The organism is Vibrio sp. 1F279, assembly GCF_041439815.1.
GTDB classification, from domain to species: domain Bacteria; phylum Pseudomonadota; class Gammaproteobacteria; order Enterobacterales; family Vibrionaceae; genus Vibrio; species Vibrio tasmaniensis_A.
Map to the genome: position 1 here is coordinate 82,406 of NZ_JBGOOU010000007.1, position 17,198 is coordinate 99,603.

The 17,198-nt window shown below is 45.6% G+C and carries 13 protein-coding genes and 1 riboswitch; of the genes, 2 read left to right on the plus strand and 11 right to left on the minus strand.

Features of this window, described 5'->3' with window-relative positions; translation table 11 throughout:
- Nucleotides 1–23: 23 nt before the first annotated feature.
- The 4 genes from recG to gmk form a co-directional block, all read right to left on the minus strand.
- Nucleotides 24–2,102: an ATP-dependent DNA helicase RecG gene (recG, locus tag ACED60_RS07535; protein ID WP_371727241.1), complete on the minus strand. Its 2,079-nt coding sequence runs from the start codon at nucleotides 2,100–2,102 to the stop codon at nucleotides 24–26.
- Nucleotides 2,103–2,274: 172 nt separating this feature from the next.
- Entirely contained in the window at nucleotides 2,275–4,401 is a 2,127-nt protein-coding gene (spoT, locus tag ACED60_RS07540; protein WP_102249008.1) for a bifunctional GTP diphosphokinase/guanosine-3',5'-bis pyrophosphate 3'-pyrophosphohydrolase, read from the minus strand.
- 45 nt (nucleotides 4,402–4,446) lie between these two features.
- Nucleotides 4,447–4,719: a DNA-directed RNA polymerase subunit omega gene (gene rpoZ / locus ACED60_RS07545; RefSeq protein WP_009848003.1), complete on the minus strand. Its 273-nt coding sequence runs from the start codon at nucleotides 4,717–4,719 to the stop codon at nucleotides 4,447–4,449.
- Between the two features lie 279 nt (nucleotides 4,720–4,998).
- Nucleotides 4,999–5,622, minus strand: coding sequence for a guanylate kinase (gmk, locus tag ACED60_RS07550; protein WP_004735650.1), 624 nt, complete (start codon nucleotides 5,620–5,622; stop codon nucleotides 4,999–5,001).
- A gap of 324 nt (nucleotides 5,623–5,946) precedes the next feature.
- A riboswitch (purine riboswitch) is annotated at nucleotides 5,947–6,046 on the plus strand.
- Between the two features lie 58 nt (nucleotides 6,047–6,104).
- Here gmk and ACED60_RS07555 point away from each other — a divergent pair.
- Together ACED60_RS07555 and ACED60_RS07560 are read left to right on the plus strand one after the other, a co-directional pair.
- Complete coding sequence (locus ACED60_RS07555) at nucleotides 6,105–7,475, plus strand: NCS2 family permease (protein WP_065678261.1); 1,371 nt, start codon at nucleotides 6,105–6,107, stop codon at nucleotides 7,473–7,475.
- A gap of 143 nt (nucleotides 7,476–7,618) precedes the next feature.
- Nucleotides 7,619–8,044 (plus strand): phosphate-starvation-inducible protein PsiE, encoded by a 426-nt coding sequence (locus ACED60_RS07560; RefSeq protein ID WP_009848000.1) that lies wholly within the window; start codon nucleotides 7,619–7,621, stop codon nucleotides 8,042–8,044.
- A gap of 89 nt (nucleotides 8,045–8,133) precedes the next feature.
- Here ACED60_RS07560 and ACED60_RS07565 read toward each other — a convergent pair whose 3' ends face one another.
- The 7 genes from ACED60_RS07565 to ACED60_RS07595 form a co-directional block, all read right to left on the minus strand.
- Nucleotides 8,134–9,552 (minus strand): hypothetical protein, encoded by a 1,419-nt coding sequence (locus ACED60_RS07565; RefSeq protein WP_371727242.1) that lies wholly within the window; start codon nucleotides 9,550–9,552, stop codon nucleotides 8,134–8,136.
- Nucleotides 9,553–9,673: 121 nt separating this feature from the next.
- Nucleotides 9,674–11,257, minus strand: a complete 1,584-nt coding sequence (locus ACED60_RS07570; RefSeq protein ID WP_371727243.1) for a PTS transporter subunit EIIC — start codon at nucleotides 11,255–11,257, stop codon at nucleotides 9,674–9,676.
- Nucleotides 11,258–11,266: 9 nt separating this feature from the next.
- Complete coding sequence (locus ACED60_RS07575; RefSeq protein ID WP_371727244.1) at nucleotides 11,267–12,697, minus strand: Sapep family Mn(2+)-dependent dipeptidase; 1,431 nt, start codon at nucleotides 12,695–12,697, stop codon at nucleotides 11,267–11,269.
- A gap of 80 nt (nucleotides 12,698–12,777) precedes the next feature.
- On the minus strand, nucleotides 12,778–13,491 hold the full coding sequence (gene rpiA, locus ACED60_RS07580; protein ID WP_371701518.1) for a ribose-5-phosphate isomerase RpiA: 714 nt from the start codon (nucleotides 13,489–13,491) through the stop codon (nucleotides 12,778–12,780).
- A gap of 1 nt (nucleotide 13,492) precedes the next feature.
- A complete protein-coding gene (gene tkt / locus ACED60_RS07585; protein ID WP_371727245.1) occupies nucleotides 13,493–15,487 on the minus strand; it encodes a transketolase in 1,995 nt (664 codons plus the stop codon).
- 10 nt (nucleotides 15,488–15,497) lie between these two features.
- Nucleotides 15,498–16,451 carry a transaldolase gene (tal, locus tag ACED60_RS07590; protein ID WP_371727246.1) on the minus strand — a complete coding sequence of 318 codons (954 nt, stop codon included), beginning with the start codon at nucleotides 16,449–16,451 and terminating at the stop codon, nucleotides 15,498–15,500.
- Nucleotides 16,448–17,191 carry an HAD family phosphatase gene (locus ACED60_RS07595; protein WP_017099279.1) on the minus strand — a complete coding sequence of 248 codons (744 nt, stop codon included), beginning with the start codon at nucleotides 17,189–17,191 and terminating at the stop codon, nucleotides 16,448–16,450. Before ACED60_RS07595 ends, tal begins: the two co-directional genes overlap by 4 nt.
- Nucleotides 17,192–17,198 lie beyond the last annotated feature (7 nt).

Genomic DNA, 17,198 nt, shown 5'->3' on the forward strand with positions numbered 1-17,198 from the left:
TTTAAGCAAGATATGAGGGCGAATTACGCCTTAGAATACACATCGCGTTCACCCAGCCAGCGGTTGATGATCGCCTTGGCGTTGTCTGGGTAGCTATCGTGAATATGACGCGCGATACGCTGCACTTCAGGTATCAAACGTTGGTCACGGACTAAGTCGGCAATTTTGAAATCAGCCAAGCCTGTTTGTTTGGTACCAAGTAGTTCACCGGGGCCACGAATCTCTAAATCACGCTGAGCAATAACAAAGCCATCGTTACTTTCACGAAGTACCCCTAAGCGCTTCTGAGCGGTTTTAGATAGTGGGGAGTGGTACAACAGTACACAATGGCTTGCGACCGAACCTCGGCCAACACGGCCACGCAGTTGGTGCAGTTGCGCTAGACCAAGACGCTCTGGGTTCTCGATGATCATTAAGCTCGAATTCGGTACATCTACACCTACTTCAATCACGGTTGTAGCAACCAACAGGTGCAGTTTATTCTCTTTGAATTCCTGCATCACCGCTTGTTTCTCTGCGGGTTTCATTCGGCCATGAACCAAACCAATTTTTACGTCGGGCAGTTTGCGTTGCAGCTCTTCTGCCGTATCCGCTGCAGCTTGAGCTTCCAGTACTTCTGATTCATCAATCAACGTACACACCCAGTAAGCTTGTTTGCCTTCATTGAGACACGCATTTTTCACACGTTCAACAATGTCATCGCGCTTGGTATCAGGAATCGCGACGGTTTGAATTGGGGTTCGCCCCGGTGGTAACTCATCAATAATAGAAGTTTCAAGATCGGCATAGGCCGTCATTGCTAACGTTCGTGGGATTGGGGTCGCGGTCATCACCAGTTGGTGAGGGTAATAACCTTGCTTCGCGCCTTTTTCACGCAGCTCTAATCGCTGGTGGACACCAAATCGGTGCTGCTCATCGATGATCACTAAGCCAAGGTTTTTGAATTCGACATGCTCTTGAAATAGCGCATGAGTTCCCACCACCATTTGTGCTTCGCCGCTGGCAATACGTGTTAGTTCAGTTTCACGAGCCTTACCTTTGAGCTTACCTGCTAGCCATCCAACTTGAATACCCATTGCCTTAAACCAGTTGGCAAAGTTAATCGCGTGTTGTTCTGCGAGTAGTTCAGTTGGTGCCATCAGTGCTACTTGTTGACCGTGTTCGAGTGCGCGAACCGCCGCGAGTGCAGCGACTAAGGTTTTACCAGAGCCCACATCACCTTGCACTAAACGCATCATAGGGTGCGGCTTTTCCAAGTCAGCTTCGATCTCTTTGGTCACTCGTGCTTGGGCATTGGTTGGTGAAAACGGCAGCTGAGCCAGTAGCTTATCTTTAAGAGTGTTTACTGGAGGAAAAGGCATTGCCTTGTCTTGCTGCCCTTTGCTACGAACAGACAACATAGACAGGTTTTGAGCCAGTAACTCTTCCATAATTAGGCGCAGTTGCGCAGGGTGCTTGCCTTCATCAAACAGCTCTAGGTCAATTCCCGGAGGTGGTCTGTGAATGGTATGCAGTGCTTGTGCGAGGGTAATTTGGTGGTCGTATAAACCTGATGGGAGAAGCTCGTTAACCGCGGCCTTGTCGATCAGCTCTAAGGCTTGGTCAGTGAGGTTACGCAGCGTGACTTGTCTTAGCCCTTCAGTGGTTGGATACACTGGAGTCAGGTTGGCTTCAACGTCTGGTTGTTGCCTAGGAGCAAAGAATTTGTAGTCAGGGTGAACAATCTCAAGCCCCATATTGCCGCGCTTGATCTCACCATAAGCATGCACTTGTTTGCCTTCGGCAAAGTTATTCTTCATTCCTGCAGTAAAGTTGAAAAAGCGCAGAGTAATCGTGCCGTTACCATCGCTGATCTTTACTGCGAGCATCTTACGTTTACCGAAAATGGTATCAACATGCATCACCTTGCCTTGCACAGCAGCCCACAGTCCGGCATGCAGCTTTACGATGGGATAGATACGAGTTCTATCTTCATAGCGCAAAGGCAGATGAAATAGCAGGTCTTGTACATTGTTAAGCCCAACCTTTTCCAGTTTCTCTGCGACTTTTGCGCCGACTCCAGATAAAGAGTTGAGAGGGATAGCAGATAAAAGCTGTGACATAACAAGGCTCATAAACGTAAGAGAGATAATCTATTCAAGCATTTTACTGGATTTTTGTACAGGCAGGAATGGAGTCAGATAAATTCGAGGATTCAGTTATAAAAAATCCCCTTAAACGATAAAGCATTAAGGGGATTTCAATTCTTAGCAAAGTTGCCAATAAGTTCGAACGTTAGTTCTTACGACGTCTTACTTTGAGCGCGTGTGGCATCACACGTAGCTTCTTCATAATGCTCGCTAAATGAACACGATCTTTCGTGGTCAACAAGATAGTCACTGTGTACAAGCGTCCGTCACGTTCTTCGGTTGAGATACCGTGAATGTTCGAGCCTGTTTTCGAGATAACGTTAGTTAGCTCAGCCAGCGCACCTTGATGGTTCTGCAATTCGACCTGAAGTTCTGCTGTGAACTCTTGGTTGTAATCGTCAGACCATTCAACCGCCATGTATTTATCCGGTTCTTTCTGGTAACCACGAACGTTTGGACACGTTTCACGGTGCACCACAAGACCACGACCTGGAGATACATGAGCAATAATGTGATCATCTGGAATCGGGTGACAACAGTTGGCGAACGTCAGTAATAGGCCTTCAGCACCACGGATAGGTAATTTCTTCCTAGACGTATCGCTGTTGTTTACCACTTCAGTTAGTTCATCAGCATCGCCCAATAAACGACGAGCAATAACGATACTCATCAGCTCACCAAGACCAATCGATGCTAGCAAGTCCTCAATGTTATCGAGACGTAGATCAGACAATACATGTTCGATATTCTCTTGACCGACATCGGCAATAGAGTGTTCACCAAGTGCATGGTTCAGTAGGCGACGGCCAAGGGTAATCGACTCTTCACGACGCATCGTTTTCAGAACCTGACGGATCTTCGTACGCGCACGTGAGGTCACTACATAGTTGAGCCATGCTGCGTTCGGACGTGCGCCCGGAGCACTGATGATCTCAATAGTTTGGCCATTCTTCAGCGATTTGCTGAGTGGGTAAGGGTTCATGTCTACACGAGCACCGACACACATGTTGCCGACGTCGGTATGTACCGCGTAAGCAAAATCGACTGCTGTTGCGCCTGCTGGAAGTTCGACAATGCGACCTTTCGGCGTGAATACGAAGATCTCATCTGGGAACAGATCAGATTTAACATTTTCAATGAATTCGAATGAGTTACCTGCGCTTTGTTGCAGCTCAAGTAAGCTCTGCATCCAACGTTGTGCTTTAACCTGTGCGGTTGTCCCGTTGCTACTGCGTGAGCCATTGCCTTTGTAAGACCAGTGCGCCGCGACACCTTTATCTGCCATCTGCTCCATATCTTCAGTTCGGATCTGGACCTCAACTGGCACCCCGTGAGGGCCGATCATTGACGTGTGCAGAGATTGGTAGCCGTTGGCTTTCGGTACTGCAATGTAGTCTTTCATGCGGCCAGGACGAGGCTTGTACAGGCTGTGGGCCTGACCAAGTACGCGATAGCAAGTATCTGGTGTATCAACCACCACGCGGAAAGCGTAGATGTCCATAATGGTGTGGAAGCGCTGCTCTTTGGTTTTCATCTTGTTATAGATGGAGAACAGGTTCTTTTCACGACCAAGTACGCGAGCAGGCAAACCGACTTCTTCAAGGCGGCCTTCGATTTCGCTATGGATACGTTGGATCATCTCCTTACGGTTACCACGCGCAGCTTTCACTACGTTTTTCAGGACGCGATAACGGTTAGGATAAAGGGCTTCGAAGCCCAGCTCTTCTAGTTCTGTCTTAATGTTATGAATACCAAGACGGTGAGCTAGCGGAGAATAAATCTCTAGGGTTTCACGAGCAATACGACGCTTCTTATCAGGACGAAGTGCCCCAAGCGTACGCATGTTGTGAGTACGGTCAGCTAATTTGATCAAGATAACGCGGATGTCTTGCACCATCGCGAGAACCATCTTACGGAAGTTCTCTGCTTGCGCTTCTTTGCGATCACGAAATTTAAGCTTATCCAGCTTAGATACACCATCAACCAGTTCAGCAACGGTATTGCCGAATTGAGCTTCTAGCTCCTCTTTTGTAACTTCAGTGTCTTCAATTACATCGTGGAGTAGGGCTGCTTGCAGAGTTTCTATATCCAGACGCATTTCTGCCAGGATTCTTGAAACGGCTACAGGGTGAATAATGTATGGTTCACCCGTTGAACGGGTTTGCCCTTCATGGGCGTCTCTCGCTACCACATAAGATTGACGCAGAGCCTCAACTTGAGGCTCTGTTAGGTATTCTTGGGCAACGTCTTTGAGGCTATCGAATAGATACAAATTAAAGGCCCGGAAGGTTAATTAGTTCGAATGACGTTGATTCTATCAGCGAGTGTGAGCGATGCTGCTTACTGCTGCAAGCTCAGCCGCTTCTTGCTCTTGTTGCTCTTGACGCTCACGAGCATCTAGTACGTCTTTAGTGATAAGACCTTCTTCGATTTCGCGAAGAGCGATAACCGTTGGCTTATCGTTTTCTTCAGGCACTAGTGAATCTTTGCCGCCAGTTTGCATTTGACGTGCGCGGCGAGCCGCAATAAGAACTAGGTCGAAACGGTTGCCAACTTTTTCAACAGCGTCTTGAACAGTTACGCGTGCCATGAGGACTCCAAATAGTAATTAACTAATAAATTTTTGATGACGAGAAAGTATACAAGTTTAACTAGAGACTTTCTAGTTCACCGTATACTTATCTCAATGGAAAATCCAGTTATACCAATCACAGTAAATAAGTGTTCAGAGATAGCGCCGAACAAAAGTTTGAGAACAAGGCAGAATTTTTCGACAAGTAGTGACCCTACAATCAAAAATTCTAACGACGTTATCAGGCTTTTTCACAAGCTAGAATGACCAGTTGTTTACTACGATTGGTATCAGAGATTATTCCGCTAGTAGTGCTGTAAGCATGCCGCTGTATTTCGCTGCTTGCTTATCTTCTTTTAAGCGCTCCGCACGAATGATAGCTCTGAAGTCCATTAGGGCTGCATCAAAGTCATCATTTACGATCACATAATCGTATTCTGCATAGTGAGAAATCTCAGATTTTGCTTCGCTCATGCGTTTCGCAATAACTTCGTCGCTATCTTGACCGCGAACATTCAAACGACGCTCTAGCTCACCATTTGATGGTGGAAGAATGAAGACACTCTTCGCTTGAGGCATTTGTTCACGGATCTGACGAGCACCTTGCCAGTCGATATCTAGGAATACATCGATACCGCGGTTTAGGTTTTCTTCAATCCAAACACGTGAAGTGCCGTAGTAGTTGCCGAACACTTCAGCGTACTCTAGGAACTCACCTTTCTTAATCAGGTCTTCAAAGTGATGTTTCTCTACGAAGTGGTAGTGAACACCATTCTCTTCACCAGGGCGCATACCGCGAGTGGTGTGTGAAACAGATACCTTCATTGCGTAGGTTGGATTGGTTTCCAGCATTGCTGAGATCAAGCTCGATTTACCTGCGCCACTAGGTGCAGATACGATGTAAAGAGTACCTATGCCCATCTGTATATTTCCACTGTTGGTTGGATTGAGTGAAGGCGATAAACCGACACTATAAAAGATAGCACTGACCCTAATTTTTGTTCCGGTGGTTACGTCTATAAAGGAATAACTAGTAAAACTAATAGGTGCAACTGGTGAAAATTAGGTCAGAAAAATGGAGGCGAAGAGTAGCATATTTAGATGATTGAGAACAACTGGCTTGATCGTTATTTATCAGCGAATGATCTTTTCAAGGATCTTTGTATAACTGCAATGGCTCGTCATCTTCACTTTTTTATGTGATCTGGACAAAATTTGTTGAAGTTTTAATCTCAATCCTTACAATCCGCGCAAACGATTAAATGCTGTATATATCTAGTGATATGGACTAGATGTTTCTACTACCGAGCCTACCTTGGTGACTACAGTTTTTAGTGTAGAGACCCCTCTATTCTCACAGCATTTGAATCTCAAATTTCTTAATTTATTACATAGGTTTTGTTGTGAATACCGACTCCACCCTGAAAGCCCAGAAAACGTCTGGCTCGCTTGACACCCTGTTCAAACTCTCAGAGAGAAAGACCACGATCAGCACTGAGCTATACGCAGGTTTTATTACCTTCTTAGCGATGAGTTATATCTTGGCGGTTAACCCAGCAATTCTGGGGGGCATCCCGGGGATGGACAAAGGGGCAGTCTTTACGGCTACCGCTCTTTCTGCTGCTATCGCAACGCTTATCATGGGTATTTGGGGTAACTACCCAGTCATGCTGGCTCCGGGCATGAGTATGAACGGATTCTTCAAAGGTCTACTGTTAAGCGGTTCTGTGGCGGTACTTTGGAATGAAGCGCTATTTGGTATCTTCCTATCCGGTATCCTTTATCTCGCTTTCTCGTTGACCAATATCCGTAAGTCGATGATTGAATCAATTCCTGAAGATTTGAAGCTAGCGATTACCGTATCTCTCGGCTTATTTATTGCTTTCTTAGGCCTTAAGAATGCGGGTATCATCGTTTCTAACCCGTTCGTACTGGTTGGTTTAGGTGACATTTCCGATCCAAAAGTGATCATCGCTTATGTGAGCATCTTCATCGCATTGGGCTGTATGGTTCGTGATATTAAGTTGGCCACGTTTATCTCGTTTGTTTCAGCTATCGTACTGACCATTCTTGCTGATGTATTCATGGGCACATCAAACGCCCCAATCCCTGACCAATTCGTTTCAATGCCACCAAGTATGGCAGGCAGCTTTGGCGCTATCTTTGACTTCTCAGCTTTTACGCCTGAGAAAATGTTCGATTTGTTGTTCATCGTACTTATCTTCTTGATTGTCGATTTCTTCGATGGATTGAGCACGATTGTGGGTGTTGGCCGTGATGCAGGTATCATCGACAAAGACGGTAAAGTGCCGAATGCAAAATCGGCGCTAGTGGCTGATGCGGGCGGTACTGTGATTGGTTCAATTCTAGGTACCACATCGATTACTGCTTTCTCTGAATCGGGTATTGCCTCTTCTCAAGGTGCGAAAACAGGTTTAGCGGCAGTCATGGTGGCTGGCTTATTCCTAGTGTCTCTATTCCTATACCCAATCTTCTCTATCTTCTCAGCGGCAATGGTCGCGCCTGCGATGGTTGTGGTAGGCATCTACATGGTGGGTCGTCTTGGTCAGATTAACTGGGAAAAGAAAGAGTCACGCATTGCAGCTTTCTTCACCATCATGTTCACAGTGCTAAGCTTCTCACCAGCGAACGGTATGGCGATGGGTTTCATCAGCTACGCATTCACAATGGTTGTTGCAGGTAAGCGCAAAGAAGTGCACCCATTGATCTACGGGCTGTGTGTGGTGTTCTTAACGTACCTGATTCTGTTGTAAGGTTAGTTAGCCACTAGAAAGTGGCTAAGTAAAAAAACAAGTCGATGGCTCTGCAGTGAATGTGGGGCCATTTTTGTATTCGTCGCTTCTCTAGAGCGCATGCTAATGTAGAGACTGGATTAATTATTTTTTGAAGAGTGACTATGCCTTCTCACTTACCTAAATCTTTTAGTAAGCCGTTTTTAAAAGTATTTCACATTATGGAAGCGGTATTACTGGTAGCGATCACACTGGCGACCTTGTTTGCGATGGTCGAAGAGTTCATGCATGTTTTTGCTGAACGTCGAGTGCAATTGACCGATATTCTACTGATGTTTATCTATTTAGAAGTGTTGGCGATGGTTCAGCAGTTTGTGATGAACGGTAAGATCCCGGTTCGATATCCGATTTACATCGCGATGATGGCAATAGCTCGCTACATCACTTTAGGCATGAAAGAGTTAGATGCAGTACTCATCGTTTGGTTGTCTGTTGCAGCGTTTATCTTAGCAGCAGCAACACTTTTGATTCGAGTCGGGCACCATTACTGGCCATATGTGGATCTTCGAACCAAGCAGCCGGATGAGTAATTCAATTAACTGAAATATGATGATCTAAAAAATTCGCCCAGCACTGCTGGGCGAATTCATTTAGTAACATACTAACCTGATAAGCAGTGTTAGAAGTTATAGATCAGTGCGATTTCAACACGGGAAATGTCATCACTGCTACTGCCGACTACGTCACGTGTGTAGTCGCTATCTAATGCGTAGTACATATTTAACTCAGACTTTAAGTTGCCTGTGATGTAATTATGGAATTGCAGATAGAACTGGGTGTAAGCGTATTTTTCGTCAGACTCTGCACCAAATAATACATCTTGGTTGAGTGTGTAGATTGCATCATCTGTGTTGGCACGCCATGTCGACATAAAGCCAGCGATGATGGATTGTTTCGGCTGATACTCAATCACAGTGTAAGAACCGACCTGCATTGCGTTGCCGTAAGCGCCGTCATGCGCGAAACCCAGTGGGTCACCTGTCCACAAAGGGTTAAACGTGTTCACTTTGTCGCTGTCTTTATCTGAACCTGATGCATAATGTAGGTTCAGACCTAAGCGATAGTTCCAGTCTGCTTTCCAGTTGTAGTTCAAATCGGCATAAGCCATGTAGGCTGAGATATCTTTACCTGCATGATCACCAAATTGGTAAACACCGTCGAGCATGTAACCAAACCCTTCACTCACAAAGTCATGTGCATGTAAGCCTAAAACTTGAATGTCGACGTCACCGCCTGGTGCATTAACAAAGCTTTCATTGGTGAGTTTGTTACTCATTATGTAGGCTTGCATTGCCCCGAAGTCAGTTCTCCAATTAGCGAATAAGCCGGTCGATTTTTTGCCATTGGTTTTATCATCCCAGTTACCACCGAAGCTGCCATCTTTGTAGAGAGGGAATACTTCCTCGCCGTAATATGCGTCAAAATTGATGCCTGCTACGCTGTATTTTGCGCTGGCTGCATTCCAACTTGATTGAACTGGCGTTGGTTCACGGTTCATCATTTGCCATTCATTTAAGTATATTTCTTGGCGACCAAGGCGGGTACTTAGGTATTGCTCACCGTCATCGAGTAATTTGAATTCGGTAAACAACTGGTGGAAGTCAGTACCGGCATCGTCTACTGGACCCGGACTATCGAGGTTAGTGTAATTGGTTCGAATTTCACCAAATACACGCATCCAGTCTTGGTAAGTCACATCGGTGGAGAATTGCATGCGAGTACGCAGTTCATTTTTCTTGCGGTTTTCTCCGTCGTACATGTGATTCCAACGGTTATCGAGTGCCGCTTTTACATTGCCGCTAAATGAGACTTTCCAGTCACCACTGTCATCAATATCTAAGCGTTTGAGTTTTTCTGAAAAGCTTTTTTGACTTTCGTCTAGACCATCGACATAGCTCCAGTCTTCATTGGCTCTATCTCCCCAGAAGGCGATAGGGTTGCGCTCAGACCAGCTTGATGTTGTATTTTCGTTTGCGTGTAGGACGCCAGAAACACAAAGAGCAAGTAAAGTAACTGCATGTTTAGTTATTGTTTTCATTTTTATAATTTCCATATTTCAGGTGCACGAACCCCTTCCTGTGACTTGTAGCCACAGGAGAGATTGCAATTGCTAAGGTTTTATAAACTCGTAACGGTAGGGTTACCGAGGAAGTGCTTGGTTAAGAATCAATGCCAAGGGCTTCTTTGATACCAGACGCAATCGTAATAACGTTCGCTCCGTATATCACTTGAATGCCTTTGTTCATTCTGACGACTCCAATAGCGTTGAGCTGTTGTTTCCATACTTTATCGCTCGCGGCTAGCGACTCGTCGTGCAGCGAAACACGCAGTCGAGTCGCACAGTTTGTTACGTTCTCGATGTTGTCTGCACCGCCAAGCGCTTCAATGATTTCAACTGGCAGACCTTTTGAGGTTTGCTCTTTTTTCTTTTTAAAGTCTTCCTTTGAGTAAAGTGCGATATCGCCATCTTCGTCTTCGCGACCTGGAGTTTTTGAATCAAACTTCAGGATGAAGAACTTGAATGTGTAGAAGTAAATCGCGAAGTATAGTGGGATAATCCACAATAGAGCCCAAGCATGAACCTTTTCAGGTTGTAGTAGGTTAGGCACCATAAATAGCAGCTGATTACCGTGAATTGAAACACCCATCATTTCGGTGATCACATAAGCAAGACCATTTAGCGGAACATGCACTGCAAAGAATAGGAATGGTTGGACGAATAGGAAGGTGTATTCCAGTGGCTCGGTAATACCGATAACAGCAGCCGTAAATACTGCAGGCACCATGATAGCGGCTACCTTCTTACGATTGGCTGTTTTTGCTGTTACGTACATTGCATAAGCAGCACCCGTTAGGCCACCAATTTGGATTGGAATACGACCGCTGGTAAAGTTATGTGTAATGTAGCTCGTTGCCTCTGGTGAACTCATTTGGCCATTCATGATGTTACGAACACCTTCGTAAACAACACCATCAATCTCCATTACGCCACCAACACGAGTGTATTCAATAGGGAAGGCGATAAGGTGATGTAAGCCAAATGGCAATAAGCCTTTGTCAAATACGCCAAATAGGAAAGAGCCAAAAATACCTGAGCTAGTAATCAAGGTAGTGATGGACTGCAGTGCCCCAGCGATCGGCGGCCAAGCGTAGTAAACAAACAGCGCGATAGGCATGATAGCGAAGTAAGCGAAAATCACTACGGCACGAGGGCCAGAGAAGAAGCTCAAGAGTGCAGGCATTTCGAATTTGTAGTAACGGTTGTGGATCCAAGCCGTAATGCAACCAACAAGAATACCGCTAAAGATCCCCATGTTGTAAGCGAAGATACCTAAAGACTCACCCCATAAAGAGTTGAAGTTTTGCGCTGCTACTTTGTCGTAGCCAGCATCATTCATTAATGACGCAACGCTTGTAGTTTCTTGAGTCCATCCGTGAAATGCAGCGATCGATCCGATAGCGACATTGAAACACATGAACATGGTAAAGCCAGTGAAGGCTGCCCAACCTTTTTCAGATTTCGCCAGCGCGAACGCTAGACCAATCGCAAAGAAAGGCGGTAGATTGCGCATGACCATCAAGCCAAGATCTAACATCAGCTTAAAGAATGCCCAAATAACAGAGTCGGTAGCAGACATTTGGTTTACAACACCAGCGCCTACACCAATAAATATACCTGCGATAACCAGTACGATGATGGATACCATCATACCTCCAGCAAGTGCTTGAACCTTATCTCTCATAATTTACTCCTAAAGTGATATGAGAACTTTCACGTATATTGTTATTGCTCTTTTTAATGACTCGAGGCTGAGCCTTTCATTGGGCTCATGGACACGAGTCACATCACCAGGAAAAGTAGGTCCGAATGCCACACCATTGTTTAGCGCGCGCGCGTAAGAAGCTGCACCTTTGCTAAAGCATTGAGCGTCCATTTTGGTAACTTCGGAATAAGCTTTTCCCATTGCTTGGATAAGTTCACTTTCGGGTGAGAGGTAAGATAGAGGTAAGTACTGGTGTTCAATCAATCTCACTCCGTATTGTTGGGATACATACTGGAGTTGGGTACGAGCTTGATCGATAGTCAGTCCTTTAGGAAACCGAAAATCAAAATCCAAGTTGTAGCCATGTTGACTCAAATTGATGGAGGAGACACAGCATGTAGTCGACCCCATTTCATTATCTTGGTGTGCTAGCCCTAATTTCGAAGCATCATTGGAATCACTAAAACACGCGTCTAGTAAATCAATTAAATTTCGAGAGTTAGTGTCTAACCCTTCAACATGTCGCATGTGACGAACAAACTGATCCATACAGTTATCGACCTTATGCGGGTTGCGAGATTTCTCCCACGGCGTTGACAACTCAACGCAGTACAACTCCTTTTGTTGGTGGTTGTCACTTTGTGCCACATTGGCAAGAGTGACCGTTGCTGAAGTTTCAAATGTTGCTGCTACTTCAGCCGCTTTTTCTCCTGTCAGATAAATCGATAATTGATAGCAGGTGGATGTTCTGTCACGCTCACTTTCAATGCTTACGATCTGACAAGTTCCTAGGCCATTGTGAGTTGGGAATTCTCGTTGCAATGACGCATATAGGATGCCTTTTTCTCCATTAACGATTGGGAAGTCGCCATCTGGAGAGAAACCATAATCCGGTTGAGGGTTATGATTAAAATAATGCTCTACACATTCCCAAGTTGTCTCTTCTGCGCCGCCGATGATCACTCTTATTTTTTTGTCGAGTGTTACATCAAGCGCTTTAAACATCTTGAGAATATACAGACTGGCCATTAACGGGCCTTTGTTGTCGGTAACGCCTCGCCCCAATAAGTCATCACCTTGTTGGTGCATATCAAATGCAGGGGTTAACCATGAGTCCAAATTACCTGCTTCTACCACATCTACATGATGCAATATGCCGATTTCTTGTAAGCCTTCGCCAAAGCTGATGTCCAAGGCATAACCATCATGATCACGGACTTCAAACCCTTCTCGTTTCGCCCAGTAAATGAGAAAGTCGAATGCGTTTCTAATCGGTAAACCAAAAGGAGCATTGGGTGAACAGCTGCTGATATCTCGTACAGACGGAATAGCAATTAGCTCAGATAGATCATGCGTAAACGTTTCAATATTTGAATCAAAATAGCGCAGTGTTTGAGCTGAAAAATTGCTTTCCGTCATGTTTTATTCCTAAATTATCCTTACTGACATGCTTGTAAATAGACTTGCAAGCGAGGTCTCATTTTGATTATAAATCCCAGCTATTGAACGTGTTGCTTTGATAATAAATACGTACCTTCTGCATTCGAAAAAGCCATGAAATCGGCCGTTCTTTGCGCGAAAATACCGTTCTCGACGACGCCAGGAATAGCGTTAATTTGGAGTTCTAATTGCTTTGGTTCAGCGATGTCCAAATGAGCAACATCGAGAATGATATTGCCGTTATCAGTGGTGCAGTCTTGGCGCAACGTCGGGTGTCCACCAAGGCTTTGTAAGGCATTAAACACAGCGGTTTGTGCGGCAGGTAAAACCTCTACAGGGAGTGGAAACTTTCCGAGTTGAGTGACCAATCGACCGCTATCTGCGATGGTGATGAAGCTTAGAGCAAGCGTCGCGAGTACTTTTTCACGAGCCAGTGCTGCACCACCACCTTTCACGGTCATGCCGGTTGTAAGACCTTCATCAATGCCATCAATGTAGAAATCAACACGGCCACATTCAGATATGGATATCTCATTCAGCCCTGCAGAGGATAAAGCTCGACTTGAGCGAACCGAACTGGATACGCAATGAGCAAACTCAGCGCCACTTTCTTTCAATAGTTGAATGAAGACTTCAACTGTTGCACCAGTGCCGATACCAATCACGCTAGAAGGTGTTAGCGTTTTTAGGACTTGCTCTAAGGCTACTTTTGCAGCCTTAGTTCGCAGGCAGTCTTGGCTTTGGTTTTCAATAAAGCGTTGTGCCATGCTCATATTACTTCTCCAGAACCGCTAGGGATTTTTCAACGATGTTTTCAACCGTAAATCCAAACATTTCGAAGAGTTGTTCTGCTGGTGCTGATTCACCAAAGCTTGTCATTCCCACAATGTCACCGTGTAGCCCGACATACTTGAACCAGTAGTCACGGATACCAGCTTCTATGGCAACTCGTGCTGTAACATGGCTTGGTAAAACCTGTTCCTTGTATTCCGCGCTTTGTGCATCAAAAATATCGGTGGCCGGCATTGAAACAACACGACAACGAACATGAGTTAGCTGTGCTTTTGCTTCCATGGCGAGTGCCACTTCAGAGCCCGTAGCGACTAGAATCAGCTGTGGTTCACCTTCACAGTCAGAAAGGATGTATCCACCTTTTGCTACATTGGAAAGCGTATCTTGATCACGTTCGAATTGAACAAGGTTCTGGCGAGAGAAAATCAATGACGTTGGGCCATCAAAACGTTCGATAGCAGACTTCCAAGCCACCGCGGTTTCTACTTGGTCGCAAGGACGCCAAGTGCTCATGTTTGGAGTAAGTCGAAGCGATGCGATTTGTTCAACCGGTTGGTGTGTCGGACCATCTTCCCCCAAACCGATAGAGTCATGGGTATAAACGAAGATACTGCGTTGCTTCATTAGTGCTGCCATACGAAGCGCGTTACGAGCGTACTCCATGAACATCAAGAACGTACCGCCGTATGGGATAAAGCCACCATGCAACGCCACGCCATTCATCATTGCAGACATCGCAAATTCACGAACGCCGTAACTCAAGTAGTTTCCTGACGCATCTTGAGCGGTAATTGCTTTTGAGCCTGACCAGTTAGTTAAGTTTGAAGGGGTTAAATCGGCTGAACCTCCCAAAAACTCAGGCAGTAATGGTCCGAATGCTTCTATAGTATTTTGTGATGCTTTGCGAGTCGCGATGGTTTGTGGATTCGCTTGCAAAGTCTGGATTAGATCTTGAGTGTGCTGATCCCAATTTTCAGGTAATAGGTTCTGGCTACGACGCAAAAACTCAGCGGCTAATTCTGGGTGCGCCTCTTGATAAGCATTGAAACGTGTTTGCCAGTCATCTTCATTGCTTTGTCCTTTATCTTTCCCATCCCATGCTTGGTATACATCTTGAGGAATTTCAAATTCAGGATGGTCCCAGCCGAGGTTGAGTCGAACCAATGCGACTTCATCAGCACCTAACGGAGCACCATGACAGTCATGACTGGCTGACTTGTTTGGTGAGCCAAAACCAATCACGGTTTTGCAGCAAATTAAGGTTGGTTTATCTGTTACGGCTTTAGCTTCAGTAATCGCTTTGTGAATATCATCAGCGTTATGACCATCAACATCAGCAATAACATGCCAACCGTAGGCTTCAAAACGTTTTGGTGTGTCATCAGAGAACCAGCCGTCGACTTCGCCATCAATCGAAATGCCATTGTCATCCCAAAAAGCGACCAGCTTCCCTAGTCCAAGCGTACCGGCAAGTGAACATGCTTCATGAGAAATACCTTCCATCATGCAGCCGTCACCCATGAACACGTAGGTGTGGTGATCAACAATATCGTGGTCTTCACGGTTGAACTGTTCACCCAAAACCTTTTCAGCCAAAGCCATGCCGACACCGTTGGTGATGCCTTGTCCTAATGGGCCGGTAGTGGTTTCAATGCCTGGAGCGTAACCGTATTCAGGGTGACCTGCGGTTTTACTGTGTAATTGACGGAAAGATTTGATGTCATCCATTGATAGCTCGTAACCAGATAGGTGTAACAAGCTATAGATAAGCATTGAGCCATGGCCATTCGACAAGATAAAACGGTCGCGGTCGGCCCAGTTAGGGTTGCTCGGGTTGTGTTTTAGAAAATCACGCCATAGAACTTCAGCGATATCGGCCATGCCCATCGGTGCTCCGGGGTGGCCCGAGCCTGCTTTTTGTACAGCGTCCATGCTTAGAACGCGAATAGCGTCAGCTAATTTAGTTCGTGTAATCATTCTGCTTCTCCTACAGGCGTGCTTCGATCATGGTTTCTAACTTGCCTTGATCGACGGCAAAGTTACGGATGCCTTCGGCGAGCTTTTCTGTTGCCATCGGGTCTTGGTTCATCTCCCAGCGGAACTGTGCTTCAGTCATAGCTGTTGGTGTCTCTTTGATGGTGTCACGGTCGGCAAAGAGTAGGCGCTCAACAGAGCCTTCTTGTGCTGCAAGTTGGTCTAAAATTGCAGGGCCTATGGTCAAACGGTCACAGCCCGCTAATGCTAGGACTTCATCGGCATTGCGGAAGCTCGCGCCCATCACAACCGTGTTGTAGCCATGATCTTTGTAGTAGTTGTAAATTTCAGAGACTGAAACGACACCAGGATCTTCATGAGGAAGGTACTCTTTTTTATCGGTATTGGTTTTGTACCAATCTAGGATACGACCGACAAAAGGTGAGATTAAGAATACACCGGCTTCTGCACAGGCTTTGGCTTGTGCAAAGTTGAACAGCAGCGTTAGGTTGCAATTGATGCCTTCTTTCTCTAGCTCTTGAGCTGCTCGAATGCCTTCCCAAGTTGACGCTAACTTAATTAGGATTCGGTCGTTACTGATGCCAGCTTCGTTATACATGCCGATAAGCTTTCGAGCTTTTGCCAAGCTTGCGACTCTGTCGAATGACATACGAGCGTCAACTTCTGTTGAGATGCGCCCCGGTACCGTTTTTAGAATTTCTAAACCAATGTTGACCGCCAGTTTGTCTCCAGCGTCGATCAACTGTTGTGATTTGTCGTTGCTTTGTGCTTTTGCCCAAGTGATCGCATCGGCGATTAAGAGATCGTATTGCGGCATTTCTGCGGCTTTTAGTACTAGAGATGGGTTGGTTGTGGCGTCTTCAGGTTGAAATGCAGCAATAGCATCAATATCACCTGTGTCGGCAACGACAGTGGTGTGCTTTTTCAGTTGTTCTAATTTATTCATCGTTCATTCTCGGTAAGTTGGTTTATCAATTGCAGTAGCGTTTGATCATTCATCGAACTCAGCACCACGTTGGCTAGCGAGACATCGAGGTGACGAGTGAGCAAATTGGTTACTGCAACTGTTGGTATTCCTGCCGATCGAGCCGCCATAATTCCAGGAGGGGAATCTTCGAAAGCGATGGCTTGATGGGCAGATACACCGAGTTGTTCTAATGCCGCTAAATACACATCGGGATGTGGTTTCCGTCTATCTGAGGCAATGTCTTCTGCTCCGATAAAACAGTCAAAATAGGGTGTAAGGTTCAAACGATTCAGAATTGGCATGTAATGTTCAGCCTCTGAGCTGGTGGCCAGTGCAATGCTCAATGAGTGTGATTTAGCAAAGTCTAGATACTGACGGACACCTTCTCGTTCTGTTATTGAAGCAATTAATTGGTAGGCATGAGCGATCACTCGATCGCGAATTTGTGAATCGGACAGCTTTTGATTCGACGCTTTGTTGAATAGTTGATAAAGGTAGGTTGCTGGCGCTGAGCTCCCAACTAGGCCAGCAACCTGGAGTGGCGAAACTTCAACTCCGTATGGTTTTAACAAAGCTTCCCAGGCTTTGAACATACAGGTTTCGGTATCGACGAGAAGGCCATCGAAGTCAAAGACCAACGCTTTTAGGTTACTGGCAATGAATTCCTCTCTTTCCAATTTCAAAGCTGTATGACCTAAAGTGTTGTTCTTGCATTCCATGTTTCAA